Genomic DNA, 20,404 nt, shown 5'->3' on the forward strand with positions numbered 1-20,404 from the left:
TTCCTCGCGCTCACGGCCTACATCCGGAAGACGCCGAAACCGTCGGCGCCCTTCACCGGTCCGTTGTGGATCGCCGAGAGGCAGAGCCCGAGGACGGTCCGGGTGTCCCGGGGGTCGATCACCCCGTCGTCGTAGAGCCGGCCGGAGAGGAAGAGCGCGCCGGACTGCGACTCGATCTGCTGCTCGACCATCATTCGCATCGCGGCGTCGGAGTCCTCGTCGTAGTCGCGCCCTCGTGCGGCAGCCGCCTGCCGGGCCACGATCGACAGCACCCCCGCGAGCTGCGCCGGGCCCATCACCGCCGACTTCGCGTTCGGCCAGGTGAACAGGAACCTCGGCTCGTACGCGCGGCCGCACATGCCGTAGTTGCCGGCGCCGTAGGAGGCGCCCATGTTCACCGTCAGGTGCGGCACCGTCGAGTTCGACACCGCGTTGACCATCAACGCGCCGTGCTTGATGATGCCGCGCTGCTCGTACTCGGTGCCGACCATGTAGCCGGTGGTGTTCTGCAAGAAGATCAACGGGGTGTCCGAGGCGTTCGCGAGCTGGATGAACTGGGCCGCCTTCTGCGCCTCCGCGCTGAACAGCACCCCCCGGGCGTTCGCCAGCACCCCCACCGGATATCCGTGCAGCTCGCCCCAACCGGTGACCAGCGCGTCCCCGTACGCCGGCTTGAACTCGTCGAAGTCGCTGCCGTCCAGGATCCGGGCCAGCACCTCGCGGGGGTCGAACGGCACCTTCAGGTCGGCGCTGGTGATGCCGAGCAGCTCCTCCGGGTCGTACTTCGGCGGCTGTGGCACCGCCGTCCGCGGCGACGGGCCCCGCTTGCACCAGTTCAACCGGCGGACGCACTGCCGGGCCAGCCGGATGCCGTCCCGCTCGTCGACGGCCAGGTAGTCGGCGAGCCCGGACGTACCCGCGTGCATCGCCGCGCCACCCAGCGACTCGTCATCGGTGACCTCGCCGGTCGCCATCTTCACCAGCGGCGGACCGGCCAGGTAGACCTGTGACCGCTCCCGAATCATGATCACGTGGTCGGACATCCCCGGCACGTACGCTCCACCGGCCGTGGCGTTGCCGAAGACCACGCTGACAGTGGGGATGCCGGCCGCCGAGAGCCGGGTGAGGTCACGGAACACCCGACCGCCGGGAATGAAGATCTCTGCCTGGGTGGGCAGGTCCGCCCCGGCCGACTCCACCAGATTGACCATGGGCAGCCGGTTGGCCAGGGCGATCTCACCGGCCCGCCGGGTCTTCGCCAGCGACCACGGGTTGACAGCGCCGCCGCGTACCGTCGGGTCGTTGGCGACGATCAGGCACTCCACGCCCTCGACGACCCCGATGCCGGTGACCACGCTGGCCCCGACCGGGAAGTCCGAGCCGTACGCGGCGACCGGCGACAACTCCAGGAACGGGCTGTCGGCGTCCACCAGCAGCTCGATCCGCTCCCGAGGGAGCAGTTTGCCGCGGGCGTGGTGCCGGGTCACGTACTTCTCGCCGCCACCCGCTCGCGCCTGGTCCAGCGCGGCGTCCAACTCGGTCAACCGCTCCAGCAACGCCGCCCGGTTCGCCAGGTACGAGGGCGCGGACGGGTCGACCGTGCTGTCCAATGTGGTCATAGGCCCATGCCTTTCGCGATGATCTCGTTCATGATCTCGGTGGTGCCGCCGCCGATGCCGAGGATCCGCGCGTCGCGGTAGTGCCGCTCCACCTCGGCGTCGCGCAGGTAGCCGAACCCGCCGTGCAGCTGCAACGCCTGGTCGACGACGTGGTCGCAGGCGGCCACCGCCACGTTCTTCGCCATCGCCACCTCGGTCACCACCGGCTCGCCGGCCGCGACCCGACCCGCGACCCAGTGCACGTACGACCGGGCGGCCTCGGCCCGGGTGTGCATCTCGGCCAACCGGTGCCGGATCAGCTGCCGGCTTGCCAGCGGACGCCCGAAGGTCTCCCGGTCCCGGCACCAGCGCACCGCCAACTCGACGCAGCGCTGCGCTGTCGCGTACGCCTGGGTCGCCAGCGACAGCCGTTCCGCCGCGAAGTTCTGCATGATCGCCAGGAAGCCGGTGTCCTCCGCGCCGATCCGGTTGGCGACCGGCACCCGCACGTCAGCGAAGGACAGCTCGGCAGTGTCCGAGCAGTGCCAGCCCAGCTTCTCCAACCGGCGTCCCACTGTGAACCCGGGCGACCCCTTGTCGATGACCAGCAGGGTGAGCGAGCCGCTGCCGGGGAAGTCGGTACACACCGCGGTGGTCACGAAGTCGGCCCGGTGCCCGCTGGTGATGTACGTCTTCGACCCGTTCACCACGTAGTGGTCGCCGTCGCGGCGGGCGGTCGTGCGGATGCCGGCCACGTCCGAACCGCCGTCCGGCTCGGTGATGGCCAGCGCGCCGATCATCGTGCCGGCCAGGGTGGGCCGCACGTACCGCTCGATCAGACTGTCGTCGCCCGGGGACGAGACGCCACCGAGCCGACCGCCGAGCGAGCCACCGGTGCGGGCACCGGCCGCCGCGACCATGTGCGGCAACGCGATCCCGTGCGTGAACAGGGCCGCCACCAGCCCCGACGAGCCACCGGAGCGGATCAGCTCCTCGGTCACGATGATCGAGTCGAGCAGGTCCCCGCCGCTGCCACCCACCGACTCCGGAAAGCCGATGCCGAGCAGGCCGAGCTTCGCTGCGGTTGCGTGCAGCGCCCTAGGCACCTCACCGGCCCGCTCCCAGTCGTCCAGGTGCGGCAACACCTCCCGGGTCACGAACGCCCGGGTCAGCTCGCGTAGTTGCCGGCGCTCCGGCGTGTCCACGATGCTCATCGGGATGCCCCCGTCGGAAGGTCGGCCGGCAGGTCGACAAGCCGGGCGCGCAGCAGCTCGCCGAGCGCCTTGGCCTGCGGGTCGAACCGGGTGGACGCGGCCACCCCGGCACCGAGCAGGCCCTCGATCACGAAGTTGACAGCCCGCAGGTTCGACAGCTCGTAGCGCCGCACCGACAGCGGGGCGGTCTCCGGCACCAGTTCGGCCAGCCGGTCGACTGTCAACCAGGTCCGCAACCAGGCGTACCCGGCGTCGGAACGCGCCCAGACACCGAGGTTGGCGTCTCCAGCCTTGTCCCCGGAGCGTGCGCCCACCACCTCGCCGAGCGCCCCGCGTCGGGTCGGGCCGTCGATGGCCGCCTCGCCACCCGGGGCCGATCCGTCCGGCGAGGTGGGGGAAGTGCGGGTCGGTGGGGCGATCGGCACCCGCTCGCCACCGGGCAGCACAGCGACGTGCGCCACCGCGTCCTGCGGCACCGCGTCGGCGGTGAAGACGCCGTACGGTGTCGCGTCGCCGGGCAGTGTGGTCAGCGTGCAGCCCGGGTACGAGGCCAGGGCCAACTCCACGGCGGCGGCCGAGAACGCCCGCCCGGCCCGCGCCTTGTCGCCGTCGCGCAGGTGTACGTGCAGCAGAGCGCTGGCCGCCTCGGTGTCGACGGCGTCCGGATGGTCGGTCCGAGCGAGGGTGAACTCCAGCCCGTCCTTGCCCACCGCCTCCTCGACCTGCCCCCGGACCAGTGCCGCCTTCTCCTCGATCTGCAGACCGCACAGGACGAACGTCATCGAGTTGCGGAACCCGCCGAGGTTGTTGACGCCCACCTTCAGCGTGGGCGGGGGCGGGGTGCCCCGCACCCCGGAGACCCGGACCCGGTCCGCCCCGTCGGGGTGCAGCGTCACAGTGTCCAGTCGGGTGACCACGTCCGGCCCGAGGTACGACGGCCCGCCGATCTCGTAGAGCAGTTGGGCGGTGACAGTTTCCACAGTGACCGCGCCGCCGGTGCCCGGATGCTTGGTGAGCACCGACGAGCCGTCGGGGTGCACCTCGGCGATCGGGAACCCGGGCCGGTGGCCGCCGTCGGGCAGCTCGGTGAAGAAGCTGAAGTTGCCGCCGGTGACCTGCGCGCCGCACTCGACGAGGTGCCCCGCGACGGTTGCCCCGGCCAGCTCGTCGAGGTCGTCGCGGCCCCACCCGTACCGGGCGATGGCCGGGCCGACCACCAGCGACGCGTCGGTGACCCGGCCGGTGACCACCACGTCCGCGCCCGCGTCGAGACACGCGGCGATCCCGAACGCGCCGAGGTAGGCGTTCGCGCTCAACGCGTCCGGTCGCTGGATCGTGTCGCCCTCGACGTACCCGACCTGGGTCGGTAGCCCGAGCCGGTCGGCGAGCTTCCCGATGGCGGCGGCCAGGCCGGCCGGGTTCAGCCCGCCGGCGTTCGTCACGATCCGCACCCCACGGTCGAGGGCGGTGCCGAGGCAGGTCTCCAGTTGCCGCAGGAACGTCTTCGCGTAGCCCAGGTCGGGGTCGCGCATACGGTCCCGGGCCAGGATCAGCATCGTCAACTCAGCGAGGTAGTCGCCGGTCAGCACGTCCAGGTCACCGCCGTCGAGCATCTCCCGCCAGGCGGTGAACCGGTCACCGTAGAAGCCGGAGGCGTTGCCGATGCGGATCATGCCCGTACCCCGATCCCGCCGGCCGGCTGCCGGCCGTCACCCGGCGGCCCGGCGAAGGCCTGAGCCACGTCGAGCCATTCGTCGGCGACCGGCCCGGTGGCGACCAGAGCGAGGTCCGCGCGGTGCCGGCGTTGGGTGACCAGCAGGCAGAAGTCCCGAGCCGGGCCGGTGACCCGGTCGGCGGCGTCCGCCGGACCCCAGCTCCAGGTGTCGCCGCCGGGCCCGACCAGCTCGACCCGGACCGGCGCCGCCGGTGCCTCCCGGCCGTGCGCGGCGAAACCGTGCCCGAGGGTACGCACGCCCAGGTGCGCCACGTGCCGGAGTCGGTCGCTGTCGGGGCGGACCACGCCGAGCGCGTCGGCCACGTCCGCGCCGTGCGCCCAGGTCTCCATGATCCGGGCGGTAGCCATCGAGGTGGCCGACATCCGGGTGCCGTACCAGGGCAGTTTGCCACCGGCCGGGACGGCGGCCAGTGCGTCGACGAGCGCGGCCCGCCCGGCCCGCCAACGGGCCAGCAGTTCGGCCGGCGGGGCGAGGAATTCCTCGGCGCCGACGTCGACGAGTCGGGTCACGTCCGGCGCGGTGGTGACCGTCGCGTAGAACGCCTCGGGATCGGTCGCGGCCAACAGCGCGACGTGGTCGGTCCAGGCGAGGTGGGCGATCTGATGCCCGATGCTCCAGCCCGGCGCGGGGGTCGGCCTCGCCCAGTCGGCCACGGGTAGGGGTGCCACCAGGGCGTCCAGTTGGGCGGACTCGTCGGCCAGGTCCGTTAGCAGGTCACTGAGGTCGACCATGGTGCCTCCGGTCGGTGGTGGCCGGTGCGGCCGGCGGTCAGGGCGTGAGCAGGGTGGCGAGCTGGCGCTTCCAGGTGGTCAGCAGGGCGGCCCGGCGGGCGGAATCGTCGCTGAGCAGGTTGGCCACCCCGAGCCCACGGAGCAGGTCGAGCGTGGCCTGCACCGCTTCGCGGACACCCGGTCGACGCTCGTCGACACCGAGCAGGGCGACGGTGAGCCGGTGCATTTCCCGCCCCACCCTCGCTTCCAGCGGCACCAGGGCGTCCCGCAGCTCCCGATCGGTGCGGGCGGCGACCCAGAGCTCAAGCGCGGCCACGAACAGCGGCCCGGTGAACGCCACGGCGAGCAGGTCGACGACCCGGTCCAACCGCTGCGGGCCAGCCGGCAGCGCCTCGGCCTCGGTGCGCAACTCGTCGGCCCGGCGCTCGGCCAGATGGGCCACAGCGGCCGTCACCAGCGCCGCCTTCGTCGGGTAGTGGTGCAGCTGCGCCCCACGCGAAACACCGGCCCGCGCCGCGACGACTGTGGTCGTGGTGCCGGACCAGCCGTGCTCGATGAGGCAGTCGACGGTCGCCTCCAGCAGCCGGGCCTGGGTGGCGCGGCTGCGTTCCTGCTGGGGGACACGCGTCGATGCGGTGGGCACGGGAACAGCCTGCTGCCTCCGAAACAAACAGTCAAGCCTGACTTTTTTGTGATCCCGTCGAGGTCCGTGCGCGCCCTCGCCTGAACCCGGCCCCCGCTCGCTGACCCCGACACGCGCCCCAGACCCGCGTCGCCCGGTGGATTCGCGTCGCCCGGTGGATTCGCGGTGCGGGCGGCATTCGCGGTGCGCGCGGCACGCGGCACCCGCGGCACGCGTTGAAGGCTCGCTATGGAGCTGATGCTGTAAACGAATCACCCGTCGACCTGATCAGTCGATCGGGTCCTGCTGATGTCGCAAACGATTCAGCTCCAAAGGGACCCTGACCCACGGTCCCCGCCTGCCACCCTCGCTTGCCACCCCCCGGGCTGCCACCCCCCCGGGCTGCCGCCCCGCCTGCCACCCGGGGTTGTCGGCTCAGCGGCCGTCGCGGGGGCCGAAGACGGTCAGCGCGTCCGCGTCGCTGTGCTGGGAGCGCAGGTACTCGTCGGCCCAGGCGGCAGCGTCGGGGAAGGCCGACTCGGCCGCCACCCGGGCGCAGGCCGCGTCCACGTCGAAGGCGGTGCGGCGCAGCTGGACGCCCGGCCCGAGCAGCGCCCACCACGCGCCCGCGCCCCCGTACGGCATGCCGATGCTGCCCGGATTGACCACCAGGCGCCGATCGACCAGCCGGGTGAAGGGCATGTGCGTGTGGCCGCAGACCACCGTGGAAACCTCGGCGGGAAGACCGTCGAACACCTCCGCCCAGCGCGCCATCCGGGAGTCGACGAGCACGACCTCCTCGTCGTCGCGGGGCGTCGCGTGGCAGAACAGCGTCCGCCCGAGGCCGTCGATGTCCAGCGTCGCCGTCGTCGGCAGTGCGGCGAGCCGGGCCACCTGGTCGTCGCGTAGCTGCTCGGCGGCCCAGTTCGACACCTCGATCGACGACGGGCGACCGGCCCGGGCCTCGACCAGTTCGCGCTCGCAGTTGCCGCCGACCCAGCACACCCGCTCGCCCAGCCCGGCGAGCACGTCCAGCACCTCGACCGGTTGCGGCCCGGTGGCGATGTCACCGGTGAGCACTATCAGATCGGCGGCGGCCACGTCCGGCTCGGCCAGGACGGCCTCCAGCGCCGGCAGGGCGCCGTGGATGTCGGAGAGCACCGCAACACGATTCACCATGGCCCCACCCTCACCGCTGACATCCATCGAGGCCAGCGATTCTGCGCCAGGCAGACGGCAGACGTCCCCGCCTGCGGCCGGTGACGGCAGGCGGGGACGCGTTGTACTGCTCAGACGCGGGCGCGGCGGGCCAGGCGCTCCGGGTCCAGGATGATGATGCTCTTGCCGTCCAACCGCAGCCAGCCGCGCGAGGCGAAGTCGGCCAGCGCCTTGTTGACGGTCTCCCGGGAGGCGCCGACGAGCTGGGCGATCTCCTCCTGGGTGAGGTCGTGGGTCACCCGCAGAACGCCGCCGTCGCGGGTGCCGAAGCGGCCCGCCATCTGGAGCAGGTTCTTGGCGACCCGACCCGGCACGTCCGTGAAGATCAGGTCGGCGAGCGAGTCGTTGGTCCGACGCAGCCGCCGGGCGAGCACCCGCAGCAACTGCTCGGCGATCTCCGGGCGGTTGTTGAGCCACGGCCGCAGCGCCTGCTTACGCAGCCGCACCAGCCGGGTGTCGGTCACCGCGGTGGCGGTCGCCGTACGCGGACCCGGGTCGAAGAGCGACAGCTCACCGACCATGTCCGACGGCCCCATCACCGCGATGAGGTTCTGCCGGCCGTCCGCTGCGCGGCGACCAACCTTGATCTTCCCGGACAGCAGGATGTAGAGGCTGTCACCGGGCTCGCCCTCATTGAAGACGATCTCGCCCTTGCGGACCTCGATCGTCTCCATCTCCTTGGCAAGCGCCTCGGCAGCTTCCGGGTCAACACCCTGGAAGATCCCGCTGCGGGCCAGTACCTCGTCCATTGCGCACCTCCGGTTGCGCGTGCCGTCCGTCGGCCGGGGCCGCCGTCCGCTGATCCCCTCGCGCGCCGCCAAGTCTAGGCGCACGTGAGCACGAATCAGAGGTCGCCCCTGGAATCTTGATCGGTGGGCGTAACCTGCCGGACGTGCTGAGCGAGCCGACTCTGACCAGCCGCGCCGAGGACGGGCGGCACGTACCACTGCTTGTCTGGCGTGCGGACGTGCCCCTGCGGGCTGCCAGCAGTGCCCCGCTGGGCGGTGGCATCGGGGTCCGGCGGTGGGTGTTGAACGCGACGGTCCCGATGTCGTACGACCGGGAGGACCCAGCGGCGCACCTGGCCTCGCTCGCCGCCGAGCTGGCCCTCGACGGGCCCGGGATCGGTCTGCTGACCGGCGTCGATGTGGCCGAGGTGGTGGCGCGTAGCGACGCCGGGGTGCGGGCCTGGGCGACGGTCGGGCTCGGCACACCGGTGCCCGCTGCCGCGCCGACGCCGGCCGCGCTCGGCCCACGCGTAGGCACTGTCAACATCGTGGTGTACGTACCGGCGCGGCTCGCCGACTCCGCGCTGGTCAACGCGGTGTCCACAGCGACCGAGGCGAAGACCCAGGCGATCGCCGAGCTGGGGTTGCCGGGGACCGGCACGCCCACCGACGCGGTCACGGTGCTCTGCCCGGTGGACGGGTCGGAGGCCGCGTACGGCGGGCCGCGCTCCACCTGGGGCGCCCCGCTCGCCCGAGCGGTGCACGCGGCGGTGCTCGCCGGTGGTTCCCGGCCGGTCGTGCCGTGGTCCGACCAGCTCAGGGGCGCAAAGTCCAACCGATTGGCTGTCGTTGGCGCGTTTAACGACCGGTAGGGTCGCGGGCGATGTATGCTCCCGCCCCCCTCGCGTCCCGCCCGCGCCGCCGCGTCGCCCTCGGCCTCGCCGCGCTGCTGGCCGCCCTCCTCGTGGCCGGCTGTGCCGACCCCGGTGGTGAGGCACCCGTCTGGCAGCCCGGAGCGGGAGGTGGTGGGACCGGCGCGCCGGTCTCCACGACCGGCCCGAAGGCCACCGGGCCCGCATCGTCCGGTCAGGGTGGCGCGATCTCGCTCTCCGCCACCGGCGACATCATCATGGGCAACGCCCCCAGTCGGCTGCCCGCCGCCGGCGGTAAGGGCTTCTTCAACTCGGTCACCGACGCGCTGAAGGCCGACCTGGTGATGGGCAACCTGGAGGAGCCGCTGACCGTCGACACGGGCACCGGCAAGTGCGGGGCGAACTCCACCCGCTGCTTCCAGTTCCGCGCTCCGCCGGAGTACGCCGCCCACCTGCGTGACGCCGGCTTCGACGTGCTCAACCAGGCCAACAACCATGGCTACGACTACGGGCCCAAGGGCTACGAGAACACCCAGAAGGCGCTGAAGAAGTACGACCTGGAGCACACCGGCGCGCCGAACGAGATCACCGTGGTCGACGTCAAGGGCGTCAAGGTCGCCGTCGCCGGCTTCTCGTCGTACGTCTGGTCCAACAGCCTCGTCGACATCGACAAGGCCAAGGCGGTGGTCGCCAAGGCCGCCACCATGGCCGACCTGGTCGTGGTGCAGGTGCACATGGGTGGCGAGGGTGTCGACAAGACCCGGGTGAAGCCGGGCACCGAGATGTTCCTGGGCGAGAACCGGGGCGACCCGGTGAAGTTCTCGCACGCGATGATCGACGCTGGCGCCGACCTGATCGTCGGGCACGGCCCGCACGTGTTGCGCGGGATGGAGTTCTACAAGGGGCGCCTGATCGCGTACAGCCTGGGCAACTTCGCCGGCGGCGGCAACTCGCTGAGCAACGACGGTCGCCTCGGCTGGGGCGGTGTGCTGAAGGTGTCGCTCAAGCCGGACGGCAGCTGGGCCGGCGGCTCGTTCACCTCCACGTACATGAACTCCGCCGGCAAGCCGACCCTGGACCCGGACGACCGGGGCCTGGGCCTGGTCACCGAGTTGAGTCGCGCCGACTTCCCGAAGGGCGGCGCTCGCCTCGACGGGCAGGGGAAGATCACGGCGCCGACCGCCGGCTGACCCGACGGGGAACGTCCGGGGTGCGACGTAGGCTGACCGTCGTGACCAGTAGCCCTCCCGGTGCCAGCGAGACCGATCTCGGGCGCAAACGCCGTGCTCGCAAGATCGGCCGGGTGCTGGCCGAGACGCATCCCGACGCGCATTGTGAGCTGGACCACTCCAACGCCCTGGAGTTGGCCGTCGCTACGATCCTGTCCGCCCAGTGCACGGACAAGAAGGTCAACGAGGTCACCCCGAAGCTCTTCGCCCGCTACCCGAGCGCTGCCGCGTACGCCGGCGCCGACCGGGGCGAGATGGAGGAGTTGATCCGGCCCACCGGCTTCTACCGCAACAAGACCGACTCACTGCTCAAGCTCGGTCAGGCCCTTCTCGACCGGTACGACGGCAGGGTCCCGGGGCGGCTCGTCGACCTGGTGACGCTCCCCGGCATCGGCCGCAAGACCGCCAACGTGATCCTGGGCAACGCCTTCGACGTCCCGGGCATCACCGTCGACACGCACTTTCAGCGGCTGGTCCACCGGTGGCGGCTGACCACCGAGACCGACCCGGTCAAGATCGAGCACGCGATCGGCGCGCTGTACGACAAGCGCGACTGGACCATGCTCTCGCACCGGATCATCTTCCACGGGCGACGGGTCTGCCACGCCCGCAAGCCGGCCTGCGGCGCCTGCACGCTCGCGAAGCTCTGCCCTTCGTACGGCACCGGCCCGACCGAGCCGGCCGCCGCCGCGAAGCTGCTCAAGGGCCCTCGGGCGCGCGACCTCGCGGTGGCTGCCGGGGTCGACCCGGATCTGGTGCCCGCGCAGGCGGTTGCTGCGGAGGTGCCGTGAACCGCCGCCTCGCCCTCGCCGTCCTGCCGCTGCTGCTGGCGGTCACCGGTTGCACCAGCGGCACTGCCGACGACGAGCCAGCTCCCCGCCCGGCCGCCGCTGAGCGACCATCGCCGTTCCGGGACTGTTCGACGCTGAGCACGGCGCCCACGGCGCCGTCGCCCGGCTCCGGCACGGCGGCCCCGGCAACGGCGAATCCGCCGTCGCCCGGCGCGGGTGCGACGGCCTCCGGTACGCCTGGCACGACGGCCCCCGCCGCTGGAGGGTCGGCGTTGCCGGAGCTGACGCTCTCCTGCTTCACCGGCGGTGCCCCCGTCGTGCTGCGGGAGGTGGCCGGGCCGGCGGTGATCAACGTGTGGGCCTCCTGGTGCCCGCCGTGCCGCAAGGAGCTGCCCGCCTTCCAACGCCTCAGCGAGCGGGCCACCGGTCAGCTCCAGGTGATCGGGGTCAACAGTCGGGACAGCCGGGGCGGCGCCCAGTCCATCGGTGAGGACTTCGGCGTCCGGTTCCCGATCCTGGTGGACCAGGGCGAGGCGCTACAGCGCGAGCTGAAGCGCAACGCCATTCCGCTGACCCTCTTCGTCGACCGCGACGGTCAGGTCCGGCACATCGACGCCAGCGGCGCTCTCGACGACACCAAGCTCGCCGAGCTGGTCCGCCAGCACCTCGGCCTGGCGGTGCCGGCGTGACCCGTCGGCCACCCGGATGGATCGATCCGTTGCTGACCCGGCTGGGCACCGCCCGCGCCGAGGACTTCACCCGGCTGACCACGCCGACCGAGGGCGGTCGGGAGAGCGCCGTGCTGGTGCTGCTCGGCGAGCAGCCCGGCGCGGGTCCCGACGTGCTGGTCCTGCAACGCGCCGCCACCCTGCGCAACCACGCCGGCCAGCCCGCCTTTCCCGGGGGTGCGGCCGACCCGGAGGACGCCGACGTCCGCGCCACCGCCCTGCGCGAGGCGAACGAGGAGGTCGGCCTCGACCCGGCCAGCGTGACAGTGCTGGCCGAGCTGCCGAAACTGTGGATCCCGGTCAGCGACTTCGTGGTCACGCCGGTGCTGGCCTGGTGGCACGACCCGCACCCGGTGCACCCACGGGAGCCGGCCGAGGTGGCACACGTCGCCCGCCTGCCGGTCAGCGAACTGGTCGACCCGGCCAACCGACTGCGGGTCCGGCACCCGAGCGGCTGGATCGGGCCGGCGTTCTCGGCCCGCGGAATGCTCGTCTGGGGCTTCACCGCCGGAGTGCTCGCCACCCTGCTCGAGATGGGCGGCTGGGCCCGCCCGTGGTCGCTCGACCGGGTGGTGGAGCTTCCACCGACCCGGGCGACACCGGCCCCGTCCGCCGGCACCGACGAGGCCGACGAGAACGCCCTGCGCTGACCGCGCGGTCACCATCCGCGAGCGATGGTCATCCGGCGGGCACACTGCCCGTACGCTTGACCCGTGTCCGTCGTGGATCTCGTCCTGCTGCTGCTCATGCTCGTGTTCGCGATCAGCGGATACCGCCAGGGTTTCGTCATCGGCGTCACGTCGTTGTCCGGCTTCTTCCTGGGCCTGCTGCTGGGTCTCCAGCTCGGCCCGCTGTTCGCCAGACAGTTCGTGGACGCCGGCACCCGTGTGCTGATCTCGCTGGTGGCCATCTTCGGGCTGGCAGTGGTCGGGCAGGCACTCGCCGGTTGGCTCGGCTCGCACCTGCGCAAGACGATCACCAGCGACGTGGGCAAACGGGCCGACGACGTCGGTGGGGCGCTCGTCTCGCTGTTCGCGGTGCTCCTGCTCGCCTGGCTGGTCGCCGTGCCGCTCGGGTCGTCCTCGGTGCCCTGGCTCGCCGCCTCGGTCCGCAACAGCGCGTTGATCACGGTGGTCAACCAGGTCCTGCCGGAGCAGGCCCACCAGCTGTCCACGGCGCTGGAGGACACCGTCGACACCGACGGGTTCCCGGACGTCTTCGGTGACCTCGCGCCCACCCGGGCCCGGCAGGTCGACCCACCGGACCCGGCACTGGCCGGCTCGCAGGTGGTGGTCAGCGGTCGGCAGTCGGTCGTCAAGGTGCTCGGCTCCGCGCCCAGCTGCTCACGCCGGATCGAGGGTTCCGGCTTCGTGTACGCGGACGACCGGGTGATGACCAACGCGCACGTGGTGGCCGGCACCCGTTCGGTCGCCGTGGAGCTGGGCGGCGAGCGGTACGACGGCAAGGTTGTGGTCTACGACCCGAGCCGGGATCTGGCGGTGCTGCTCGTGCCTGGGCTGCCCGGGCCGTCCCTGCGGTTCGCCGCCGGCAACGCGGGCAGTGGCTCCGACGCGATAGTGCTCGGCTTCCCGCTCGACGGCCCGTACAACGCGCAGTCGGCGCGGGTCCGGGACGTCGACCGGATCAAGGGGCCGGACATCTACTCGTCCAACGAGGTGACCCGGGAGATCTACACGATCCGGGCGCTGGTCCGCAGCGGCAACTCGGGGGGCCCGCTGCTCTCCGCCAACGGCCTGGTGCTCGGTGTGATCTTCGCGGCGGCGTCCGACGACCCGAACACCGGCTTCGCCGTGACGGCGGCCGAGGCCCGCCCGGTGGCGTTGGCCGGTGCCGAACGCAACAGGCAGGTCGGCACCGGCGAGTGCACCTGAGCGTCGCCGCGAGGTCGGCTCAGCCTTGAGCCGGGGCGGGACGCCTGACGGTCGGTAGCTTCGCCCGGCCCCACCGCAGCCCCCGGTCCAGCACGGCACGGGCCATGATCGCGACGCACGTGCCGCCGTTGAGGAAGGATGCCACCACGTCGCTCGGGTGGTGCATGCCCCGGTACATCCGGGTCAGCGCCACGCCCAGCGGCACCATCAGCAGCAGCGTCCACCAGGCGACCTTCGCGCCGGTGCTCCGTGCCCGCAGCGCCAGCAGCACGGCGATTCCGACGTAGAGCGCCACCGCCGCCGAGGTGTGCCCGGACGGGAAGCTCGACGTGGGTGGCGAGACGTCCATGTGCTCCACCGCCGGCCGCCGTCGGTCGATCGCCAGCGTGGTCAGAAGGAACACCAGTGCCTGGGCGGTCACCGCCGCGCACAGGAACAGCGGCTCGCGCCAGCGCTTCAGCCAGAGCCGCAGCGCCAACGCCACCAGCACCGTGACCACGACGATCATCTGGGTGCTGGCCAGCGTGCTGAACACCAGCGAGACGTTGTTCCATTCGCCGGTGCGGTCGGCGGCCAACTCTCGGTTCACCGCGTCCTCGACGGTGAACGGCCAGGTACGGGCGAACACCCGGGTGACCAGCACCCCGAGCAGCACCATGAGCCCCAGCAGGAGGGACACCGGCAGCAGCACCCGCCGGAGGATCTGGACCACGGTCTCGGACATGGGTCGCCCAGTACCCGGCCGAGCTCGTCGTCACTCCTCAGGCCGCTCCCGGGTGCCGCTCGACCTCGGGAGCAACGCCGTCGCGGGTCGGCCGGACCGGCCGAAGACCGGTGTGTGCCCGCCAACTGGTGAACGCGGCGGTGGTGGCAGCGACCACCGCCACACCGAGCAACCATCCACCCACCACGTCACTGGTGAAGTGCACGCCCAACGTCACCCTGCTCAGCCCGGTCACCACTGTGAGCAGGACCGCCGCCACCCAGAGCGCGGCCCGCGCCACCCCGCGCCGGGCGTAGGGCAGGAGCACCAGCAGCAGCACCCCGGCGGCCAGGGTGGCGTTCAGCGCGTGCCCGGAGGGGAACGAGTAGCCGGCGGCCCGGGCCACCGGGTCCAGCAACTCCGGCCGGTCCCGGCCGACCAGCAACTTGAGCAGCGGACCGACCAACCCGCCGACGACCATTGTGGTGGCCGCCCAGAGGGCCAGCCGGCGGGCTCCCCGGCGCAGCAACCAGATCACCAGGAGCAGGACCACGGCGCGCAGTGGCATCGGTGCGAACACCTCGGTCCAGCCTCGCATCAGCGCGACCCAGGCCGGGTGATCCTGGGCGTAGCCGTGCAGCGCGTCGGTGACCGCCGCGTCCAGCCGGTGCAGCGGCGCCCAGGCACCGAGCACCAGCAGGGTGAGCAGCGCGAACGGCACCAGCACCAGGAACGCCGCGGTCGCGGCGAGAGTGAGCCGCAGACCCAGCGCATGGTCCGGGTCGAATCGGCGGCGCCGCCAGGACGGCTGGCCGGTGGGAGCGAGGGTGGGCGGCCGGTGCGTACTCATGGGTCCGTTCTACCCGGCCGGGCAGCCGCTCAGGCCTGCCGGCCGGTCGCGATCAACGGGTCCGCTGACGCAACCGGCGCACCATCAGGGCCGCACCGCCGACCAGAGCGACGAGGAGCACGACAACGACCCACATCTGCTCCGGCGCTGACGTGTCCTGACCGCCCGCCGCCCGAGCCGTCCACCGGCTCTGCTGACCGGATGCGGCGAGACCGAGTGGATCGGCGCCCGCGCCGGCCACCGGATCGTCATCGACCGAGCCGGGCGCCGGACCGAAACCGGTCACGCCCGGCGACGTCTGGTCGTCCAACGGGTTGGCGGTCACCGGCGGCACCTGAGCGGTCAACGCGGCGACCGGGTCGACCACCCCGTACCCGAAGCGGTCGTCCCGCCCGGTCGGGCCCAGGTCCCGGGCGGTGGCCAACAACCGGTTGACCACCTCACCGGCGGGCATCTGCGGATAGCGGGACCGGACCAGCGCGGCGGTCGCCGCCACCAGTGGCGCGGCGAAGCTGGTGCCCTGCACCCGCCAGTACCCGCCCGGAGGCTTGGCACCGACCAGGCCGCTGGCGGGAGCAGTGAGCACCGTCGCCCGGCCGGTGATCGAGCCGGACCACAGGTTGTCGCTGCTGCGTTCGAGACCGGACACGGCGATCACACCCGGCTCCCGGGCCGGGTACCAGACCTTGGTGCTGGTGGAGGTGGCCAGGTTGCCGGTGCAGGCGATCACGACCACGTCCCGGACGAACGCGTAGTCCAGAGCGGCGGCCAGGGCCGGGCTGTCACCGCTGCCGCCCAGCGACAGGTTGATCACACGGGCGCCGTTGTCGACCGCCCAGCGGACCCCCTGGGCGACGATCAGCGCGTCGTCGTAACGGTTCTCCTCATCCAGCACGCGGACCGGCAGGATCCGGGCGTCAGGTGCGAGGCCGACCACGCCCCGCTTGTCGTCGTTGCGCCCGGCGATCAGGCCGGCGACGGTGGTGCCGTGACCCACCGGATCCGGGCCTGGCGCACCACCGGGGCCGACCAGGTCCTTGCCAGGAAGCACCTGACCAACCAGGTCGGGGTGGTTGCCGTCCACTCCGGAGTCGACCACCGCCACTGTCACGCCCCGGCCGGTCGAGCTGCGCCACGCCGTTTCGGCCTGCAACTCGTCGAGCTGCCACTGCTCGTCGCGGACCTGATCGGTGCGGGCGACGGCGTCACCGGGGGCGAACGCCATCGGCGCGCCGGCGAGCTGTCCACCGTTCGTGGGCGCGGCGACCGGCACGACTGCCGCGGTCGGAGCCACGACGGCAAGCGCCGCGGCCACGCCGAGCAGCGCCCTGCTGGTCGCTCGTCGGGCCGCCGACGGACCGCTGTGCCGCACCCCAGTCACATACCCAGCCATTCATCCCGACGGAACCATGACGATCGGAGATTACCGGTTTCCCCACCCGTCACGGGAAGAACCGGCGAGTCAGGTCATTGCGGCGGCAGTTGTGCCAGCTGAACAAGGCGTACGCCCTCCCGTCGGGTGACCAGCCGACCACGCCCCGGCGGCAGCGGTCCGGGTCGCACCGACCCGACGAGTGCGCCCTCCTCGGGGCTGCCCGCCATCACCAGGCCGGCCGTGGACAGCTCCCGCAGGCGCTGCACGATCGGCTCGTACTGGGCCCGGCTCGCCCCACCGGACCGGCGGGCCAGCACCAGGTGCAGCCCGATGTCCCGGGCGTGCGGCAGATGCTCCTCCAGTGCGCGTAACGGGTTCGCCGGCCCCGCCGCCACCAGGTCGTAGTCGTCCACCAGCACGAACAGCTCCGGCCCGGACCACCAGGACCGGTCCCGCAACTGCTGCGGGGTGACCTCCGGCCCGGGAGCCCGCCGCTCCAGGTACCCGGCGGCCGACTCGACCAGGTCGGCGGTGTGAGCCGCCGCGGTGCCGTACCCGATCAGGTGTGGCGTCTCGATGGCACCGAGCAGGCTGCGCCGGTAGTCGACGAGGATCACCCGGGCCTGCTCGGGAGTGAACCGGGTGATGATCGACGTGGCCAGCGCGCGCAGGAACGACGACTTGCCGCACTCCGAGTCCCCGAAGACCACGAAGTGCGGCTCGGTGGCGAAGTCGATCGACACCGGGCGCAGGTCCGCCTCCGCGATCCCGATCGGCAACCGCAGCCCGGTCGTCGAGGTGAGGCCCAGATCGGCGTACGGCAGCACCGGCGGGAGCAGCCGCACCCGGGGCGCCCGAGCACCCGCCCACCCGTCGGCGGCCCTCTTGACCAGGTCGGCGGTGTCTCCGCCGTCGGTGCCGAGCTGCGGCAGCGCGGTGAGGAAGTGCAGGCCCTCAGCGGTCACCCCTCGGCCGGAGCGCTCCGGCACGTTGGCGGCCGCACGCCGGGCCACCAACGAGTCGGCCGGGTCACCGAGGCGCAGCTCCAGCCGGGAGCCGAACAGGTCCCGGATCGCCGGGCGGAAATCCAGCCAGCGCAGCCCGGTGGCGACCACGTGCAGCCCGTACGACAGGCCCCGGGTGGCCAGGTCGGTGACGAGTGGCTCCAGGTCGTCGTACTCGCCGCGGATGGTGGTCCACCCGTCGATCACCAGGAACACGTCGCCGTACGGGTCGGTGCCCGGCTGGCCCCCGGTCCCCGCTGCCGCTCGACGCTGCCGGTACGCGGCCATCGACTCCACGCCCAGCTCGGCGAAGCGGCGTTCCCGGTCGACCAGCAGGGTGGTCATCTCGCCGACGGTGCGTCGTACGGCGGTCGGGTCGGCGCGGCCGGTCACCCCGCCGACGTGCGGAAGGTCGCGCAGCGCGGCCAACCCGCCGCCGCCGAAGTCGAGACAGTAGACCTGCACCTCGGCCGGTGTGTGGGTGAGCGCCAGCGCGCAGATCAGCGTGCGCAGGGCGGTGGACTTGCCGCTCTGCGGCGCGCCGACCACCGCGACGTGGCCTGCAGCGCCGTCCAGCGCCAGCCAGAGCAGGTCCCGGCGCTGCTCCAATGGTTTGTCCACCACCGCCATCGGCACACCGAGTGCCCCGTGCAGCTCAGGGTTGCCCACTGTCAGCCCGCGTTTCGGGTGCACCTCCACCGGACCGAGCAGCTCGTCCAGGGCGGGCGGCTGGCCGAGCGGCGGAAGCCAGACCTGGTGCGCCGGCGGGCCCTGCCCGACGAGCCGGTCCACCAGCAGGTCGAGCAGCGTCCTGGTGCCCTCCTCCTCCGCCACGACGGGCAGGGCCGGGGTCGCCGGCTCGGGTACCGGTACGACGTGGGTGGTGAAGGTGAGCAGCCGCGCGCCTCCCTCGGTGGCGACGCCGCCCGGCGCGGCCCGACGGCGGACGGCACCGGAGACGTACGCGGCCTTGAAGCGGGCCAGCGGGTCGGTGCCGGCACGCAGGTAGCCGTGGCCCGGTGAGCGGGGCAGCTCGTGCGCGTCCGCCACGCCGAGCACCGTCCGGGACTCCAGCGCCGAGAAGGTGCGCAACCCGATCCGGTACGAGAGGTGGGTGTCCAACCCACGGAGCCGGCCCTCCTCCAGGCGCTGGCTGGCGAGCAGCAGGTGCACGCCGAGCGACCGACCCAGCCGTCCGATCTGCACGAAGAGGTCGATGAAGTCGGGCTTGGCGGAGAGCAGCTCCGAGAATTCGTCGCAGATCAGCAGCAACGACGGCAGCGGGGCGAGGGGACTGCCGGCCGCCCGGGCCCGCTCGTAGTCGCGCACGCTGGCGAAGTTGCCCGCCCTCCGCAGCAGCTCCTGGCGGCGGACCAACTCCCCGTTGATCGCGTCCACCATGCGATCGACAAGGGGCAACGCGTCGGCCAGGTTGGTGATCACGGCCGCGGTGTGCGGCAGCCGGTCGAACGAGGTGAAGGTGGCGCCACCCTTGAAGTCGACGAGCACGAAGTTGAGCTGCTCGGAGCTGTGCGTGGCGGCGAGCCCCAGCACCAGCGTGCGGAGCAGCTCGGACTTGCCGGAGCCGGTCGCCCCGATGAGCAGGCCGTGCGGGCCCATGCCGTCCTGGGCGGACTCCTTGAGGTCCAGCTCGATGGCGCCGCCGTCCGCGCCCACACCGATCGGCACCCGCAACCGGTCCCGTGCCGAGCGCGGCAACCAGCCCTGTTCCGCGCTGAAGCTCTCCGGGTCACCGAGGCCGAGCAGCTCGGGGAGGCCCAGGTCGGCCTGGAGTGGGGAGTCCGGCCCGCGGGCCGCGCCGGCGAGCCGCAGCGGTGCCAACCGTCGGGCGACCGCCTCGGCGTCGGCCAGGTCCAGCTGGTCGGCGGTGCCCACCTCGGCGTGCCCGTCGGACGACCGCGAGTGCAGCCGCCGGCCGTGCAACTCCAGCAGCAGCGCGTACCGGTCCAGCAGTCGGGGCGGCGGGGTGTCCAGGTCCAGCACGGTGACCGCGTCGATGCCGCCGTCGCCGGTCAGGTCACTGGCACCGGTCAGGTCGCCGCCGTCGAGGACCACCACCACGTGCTGGCCGTCGGTGGCCGGGCCGGCCGGGCTGAACCGGGACCGGGTGGCCAGGACGTCTGCCAGCAGCGACTCCAACTCGGCGGCCGAGCTGGTGACCAGGCGTACCGGGCCGAGCGCGTCGGCGCGGCCGGGATGGTGGGCGTGCGGAAGCCACTTCACCCACTCCCAGCAGGCGCGGCGCTCCGGCCCGGCACAGACCGCGACGAGCAGCTCGTCGGGGGCGTGGAAGACGGCCAGCTGGGTCAGCACGGCCCGGACCAGCGCCTGCGCCGCCGGGTCGCCGGTGGGTGGCCCGCCGGTGGTCGGGGCGGTCGCGGTCCGGCCACGGGCGGCGGAACGCACGTGCACCCGGGCGAAGCTGCGCAGCGACAGCGCCACCGGCAGGTCAGGCACCACTGAGTACGCGTCCAGGAAGCGGCGCAGCGCGCCGGCGGTCATCGGCTCGAGCTCCTCCAGCGGCCGGGTGACCGGTGGGACCAGTGGGGTGGCCAGGGTCTGCGGCCCGACAGCGACCCGCACCACAGCGAAATCGGGGTCGGCGGGGCGACGTTCCCAGACCCGGTGGCTGTCCACCGTCGACCACAGCCGGCCCGGATCCGGGTGCCGGTAGTAGAGCCCGGCCCGTTGCTGGCCCGCGGTGCGCCGTACCCGTCGCCGCAGTGTGGCCAGGTGGCGCAGGTACTCCCTGCGGGCGGCCATCATCTCGGACTTCTTCGGGGTGCCGGAGGCGCTGCCCCAGGACGTCACCAGCATCGCCAACGAGGAGAGCCCGAACATGCCGCCCACCACGTACGAGTAGGCCCCGCCGCCCCGGCCGAACATCATCGCCATCGCCACGGTGCCGCCGAGCATGGGCAGCAGCATGAGCATCTGCTGCCACCGCCCGCCGGTCACCACGGGGATCTCCGGTGGCGCGTCGACCGACAGCTCACCGGCGGGAATCTCCGGCGCTGGTCGGCGCGGTGGGCGCTTGATGACGACGGTGGACACTCGGCCTCCTGACAGCGCTGGGTAACCCGAGCCTGGCT

The 20,404-nt window shown here is 72.6% G+C and carries 17 protein-coding genes; 6 read left to right on the forward strand and 11 right to left on the reverse strand.

What is annotated here, in order from left to right:
• Positions 1 to 17: 17 nt before the first annotated feature.
• From AB0B68_RS00400 to AB0B68_RS00430, 7 genes are all read right to left on the reverse strand, one after another.
• Positions 18 to 1,619 (reverse strand): carboxyl transferase domain-containing protein, encoded by a 1,602-nt coding sequence (locus AB0B68_RS00400; protein WP_357257106.1) that lies wholly within the window; start codon positions 1,617 to 1,619, stop codon positions 18 to 20.
• Positions 1,616 to 2,812 (reverse strand): acyl-CoA dehydrogenase family protein, encoded by a 1,197-nt coding sequence (locus AB0B68_RS00405; RefSeq protein ID WP_357199173.1) that lies wholly within the window; start codon positions 2,810 to 2,812, stop codon positions 1,616 to 1,618. The genes AB0B68_RS00400 and AB0B68_RS00405 overlap by 4 nt, the downstream gene beginning before the upstream one ends.
• The gene (locus AB0B68_RS00410) at positions 2,809 to 4,485 is read right to left on the reverse strand and encodes an acyclic terpene utilization AtuA family protein (RefSeq protein WP_357199170.1); all 1,677 of its coding nucleotides are present in this window, start codon (positions 4,483 to 4,485) and stop codon (positions 2,809 to 2,811) included. Before AB0B68_RS00410 ends, AB0B68_RS00405 begins: the two co-directional genes overlap by 4 nt.
• Entirely contained in the window at positions 4,482 to 5,279 is a 798-nt protein-coding gene (locus tag AB0B68_RS00415; protein WP_357199167.1) for a TIGR03084 family metal-binding protein, read from the reverse strand. The genes AB0B68_RS00410 and AB0B68_RS00415 overlap by 4 nt, the downstream gene beginning before the upstream one ends.
• A gap of 37 nt (positions 5,280 to 5,316) precedes the next feature.
• A complete protein-coding gene (locus AB0B68_RS00420; RefSeq protein WP_355005986.1) occupies positions 5,317 to 5,922 on the reverse strand; it encodes a TetR/AcrR family transcriptional regulator in 606 nt (201 codons plus the stop codon).
• A gap of 414 nt (positions 5,923 to 6,336) precedes the next feature.
• Positions 6,337 to 7,080: a metallophosphoesterase family protein gene (locus AB0B68_RS00425; RefSeq protein ID WP_357199164.1), complete on the reverse strand. Its 744-nt coding sequence runs from the start codon at positions 7,078 to 7,080 to the stop codon at positions 6,337 to 6,339.
• A 110-nt stretch (positions 7,081 to 7,190) separates the two neighbouring features.
• Complete coding sequence (locus AB0B68_RS00430) at positions 7,191 to 7,868, reverse strand: Crp/Fnr family transcriptional regulator (protein WP_007466162.1); 678 nt, start codon at positions 7,866 to 7,868, stop codon at positions 7,191 to 7,193.
• A gap of 143 nt (positions 7,869 to 8,011) precedes the next feature.
• Here AB0B68_RS00430 and AB0B68_RS00435 point away from each other — a divergent pair, with 143 nt between their 5' ends.
• The 6 genes from AB0B68_RS00435 (at position 8,012) to AB0B68_RS00460 (ending at position 13,359) form a co-directional block, all read left to right on the forward strand.
• Positions 8,012 to 8,719, forward strand: coding sequence for an adenosylcobinamide amidohydrolase (locus AB0B68_RS00435; RefSeq protein WP_357257109.1), 708 nt, complete (start codon positions 8,012 to 8,014; stop codon positions 8,717 to 8,719).
• An 11-nt stretch (positions 8,720 to 8,730) separates the two neighbouring features.
• Positions 8,731 to 9,909, forward strand: a complete 1,179-nt coding sequence (locus tag AB0B68_RS00440) for a CapA family protein (protein ID WP_357257112.1) — start codon at positions 8,731 to 8,733, stop codon at positions 9,907 to 9,909.
• A 41-nt stretch (positions 9,910 to 9,950) separates the two neighbouring features.
• Entirely contained in the window at positions 9,951 to 10,739 is a 789-nt protein-coding gene (gene nth, locus AB0B68_RS00445; protein ID WP_357199155.1) for an endonuclease III, read from the forward strand.
• Positions 10,736 to 11,428: a redoxin family protein gene (locus AB0B68_RS00450; RefSeq protein WP_357257115.1), complete on the forward strand. Its 693-nt coding sequence runs from the start codon at positions 10,736 to 10,738 to the stop codon at positions 11,426 to 11,428. Before nth ends, AB0B68_RS00450 begins: the two co-directional genes overlap by 4 nt.
• A complete protein-coding gene (locus AB0B68_RS00455) occupies positions 11,425 to 12,117 on the forward strand; it encodes a CoA pyrophosphatase (protein WP_355005979.1) in 693 nt (230 codons plus the stop codon). Before AB0B68_RS00450 ends, AB0B68_RS00455 begins: the two co-directional genes overlap by 4 nt.
• Before the next feature lie 63 nt (positions 12,118 to 12,180).
• A complete protein-coding gene (locus tag AB0B68_RS00460) occupies positions 12,181 to 13,359 on the forward strand; it encodes a MarP family serine protease (protein ID WP_355005978.1) in 1,179 nt (392 codons plus the stop codon).
• 19 nt (positions 13,360 to 13,378) lie between these two features.
• On the opposite strand, the gene AB0B68_RS00465 is transcribed toward AB0B68_RS00460, so the two are convergent.
• The 4 genes from AB0B68_RS00465 to eccCa all read right to left on the reverse strand — a co-directional run bounded on the left by AB0B68_RS00465 (position 13,379) and on the right by eccCa (position 20,366).
• Positions 13,379 to 14,083, reverse strand: coding sequence for a phosphatase PAP2 family protein (locus tag AB0B68_RS00465; protein ID WP_357257119.1), 705 nt, complete (start codon positions 14,081 to 14,083; stop codon positions 13,379 to 13,381).
• Between the two features lie 37 nt (positions 14,084 to 14,120).
• Positions 14,121 to 14,912 carry a phosphatase PAP2 family protein gene (locus AB0B68_RS00470; RefSeq protein ID WP_357257122.1) on the reverse strand — a complete coding sequence of 264 codons (792 nt, stop codon included), beginning with the start codon at positions 14,910 to 14,912 and terminating at the stop codon, positions 14,121 to 14,123.
• Positions 14,913 to 14,964: 52 nt separating this feature from the next.
• The gene (gene mycP / locus AB0B68_RS00475; protein WP_357199139.1) at positions 14,965 to 16,305 is read right to left on the reverse strand and encodes a type VII secretion-associated serine protease mycosin; all 1,341 of its coding nucleotides are present in this window, start codon (positions 16,303 to 16,305) and stop codon (positions 14,965 to 14,967) included.
• A 74-nt stretch (positions 16,306 to 16,379) separates the two neighbouring features.
• Entirely contained in the window at positions 16,380 to 20,366 is a 3,987-nt protein-coding gene (eccCa, locus tag AB0B68_RS00480; RefSeq protein WP_357199136.1) for a type VII secretion protein EccCa, read from the reverse strand.
• Positions 20,367 to 20,404 lie beyond the last annotated feature (38 nt).

It is taken from the genome of Micromonospora sp. NPDC049049 (genome assembly GCF_040649115.1).
Lineage (GTDB): Bacteria > Actinomycetota > Actinomycetes > Mycobacteriales > Micromonosporaceae > Micromonospora.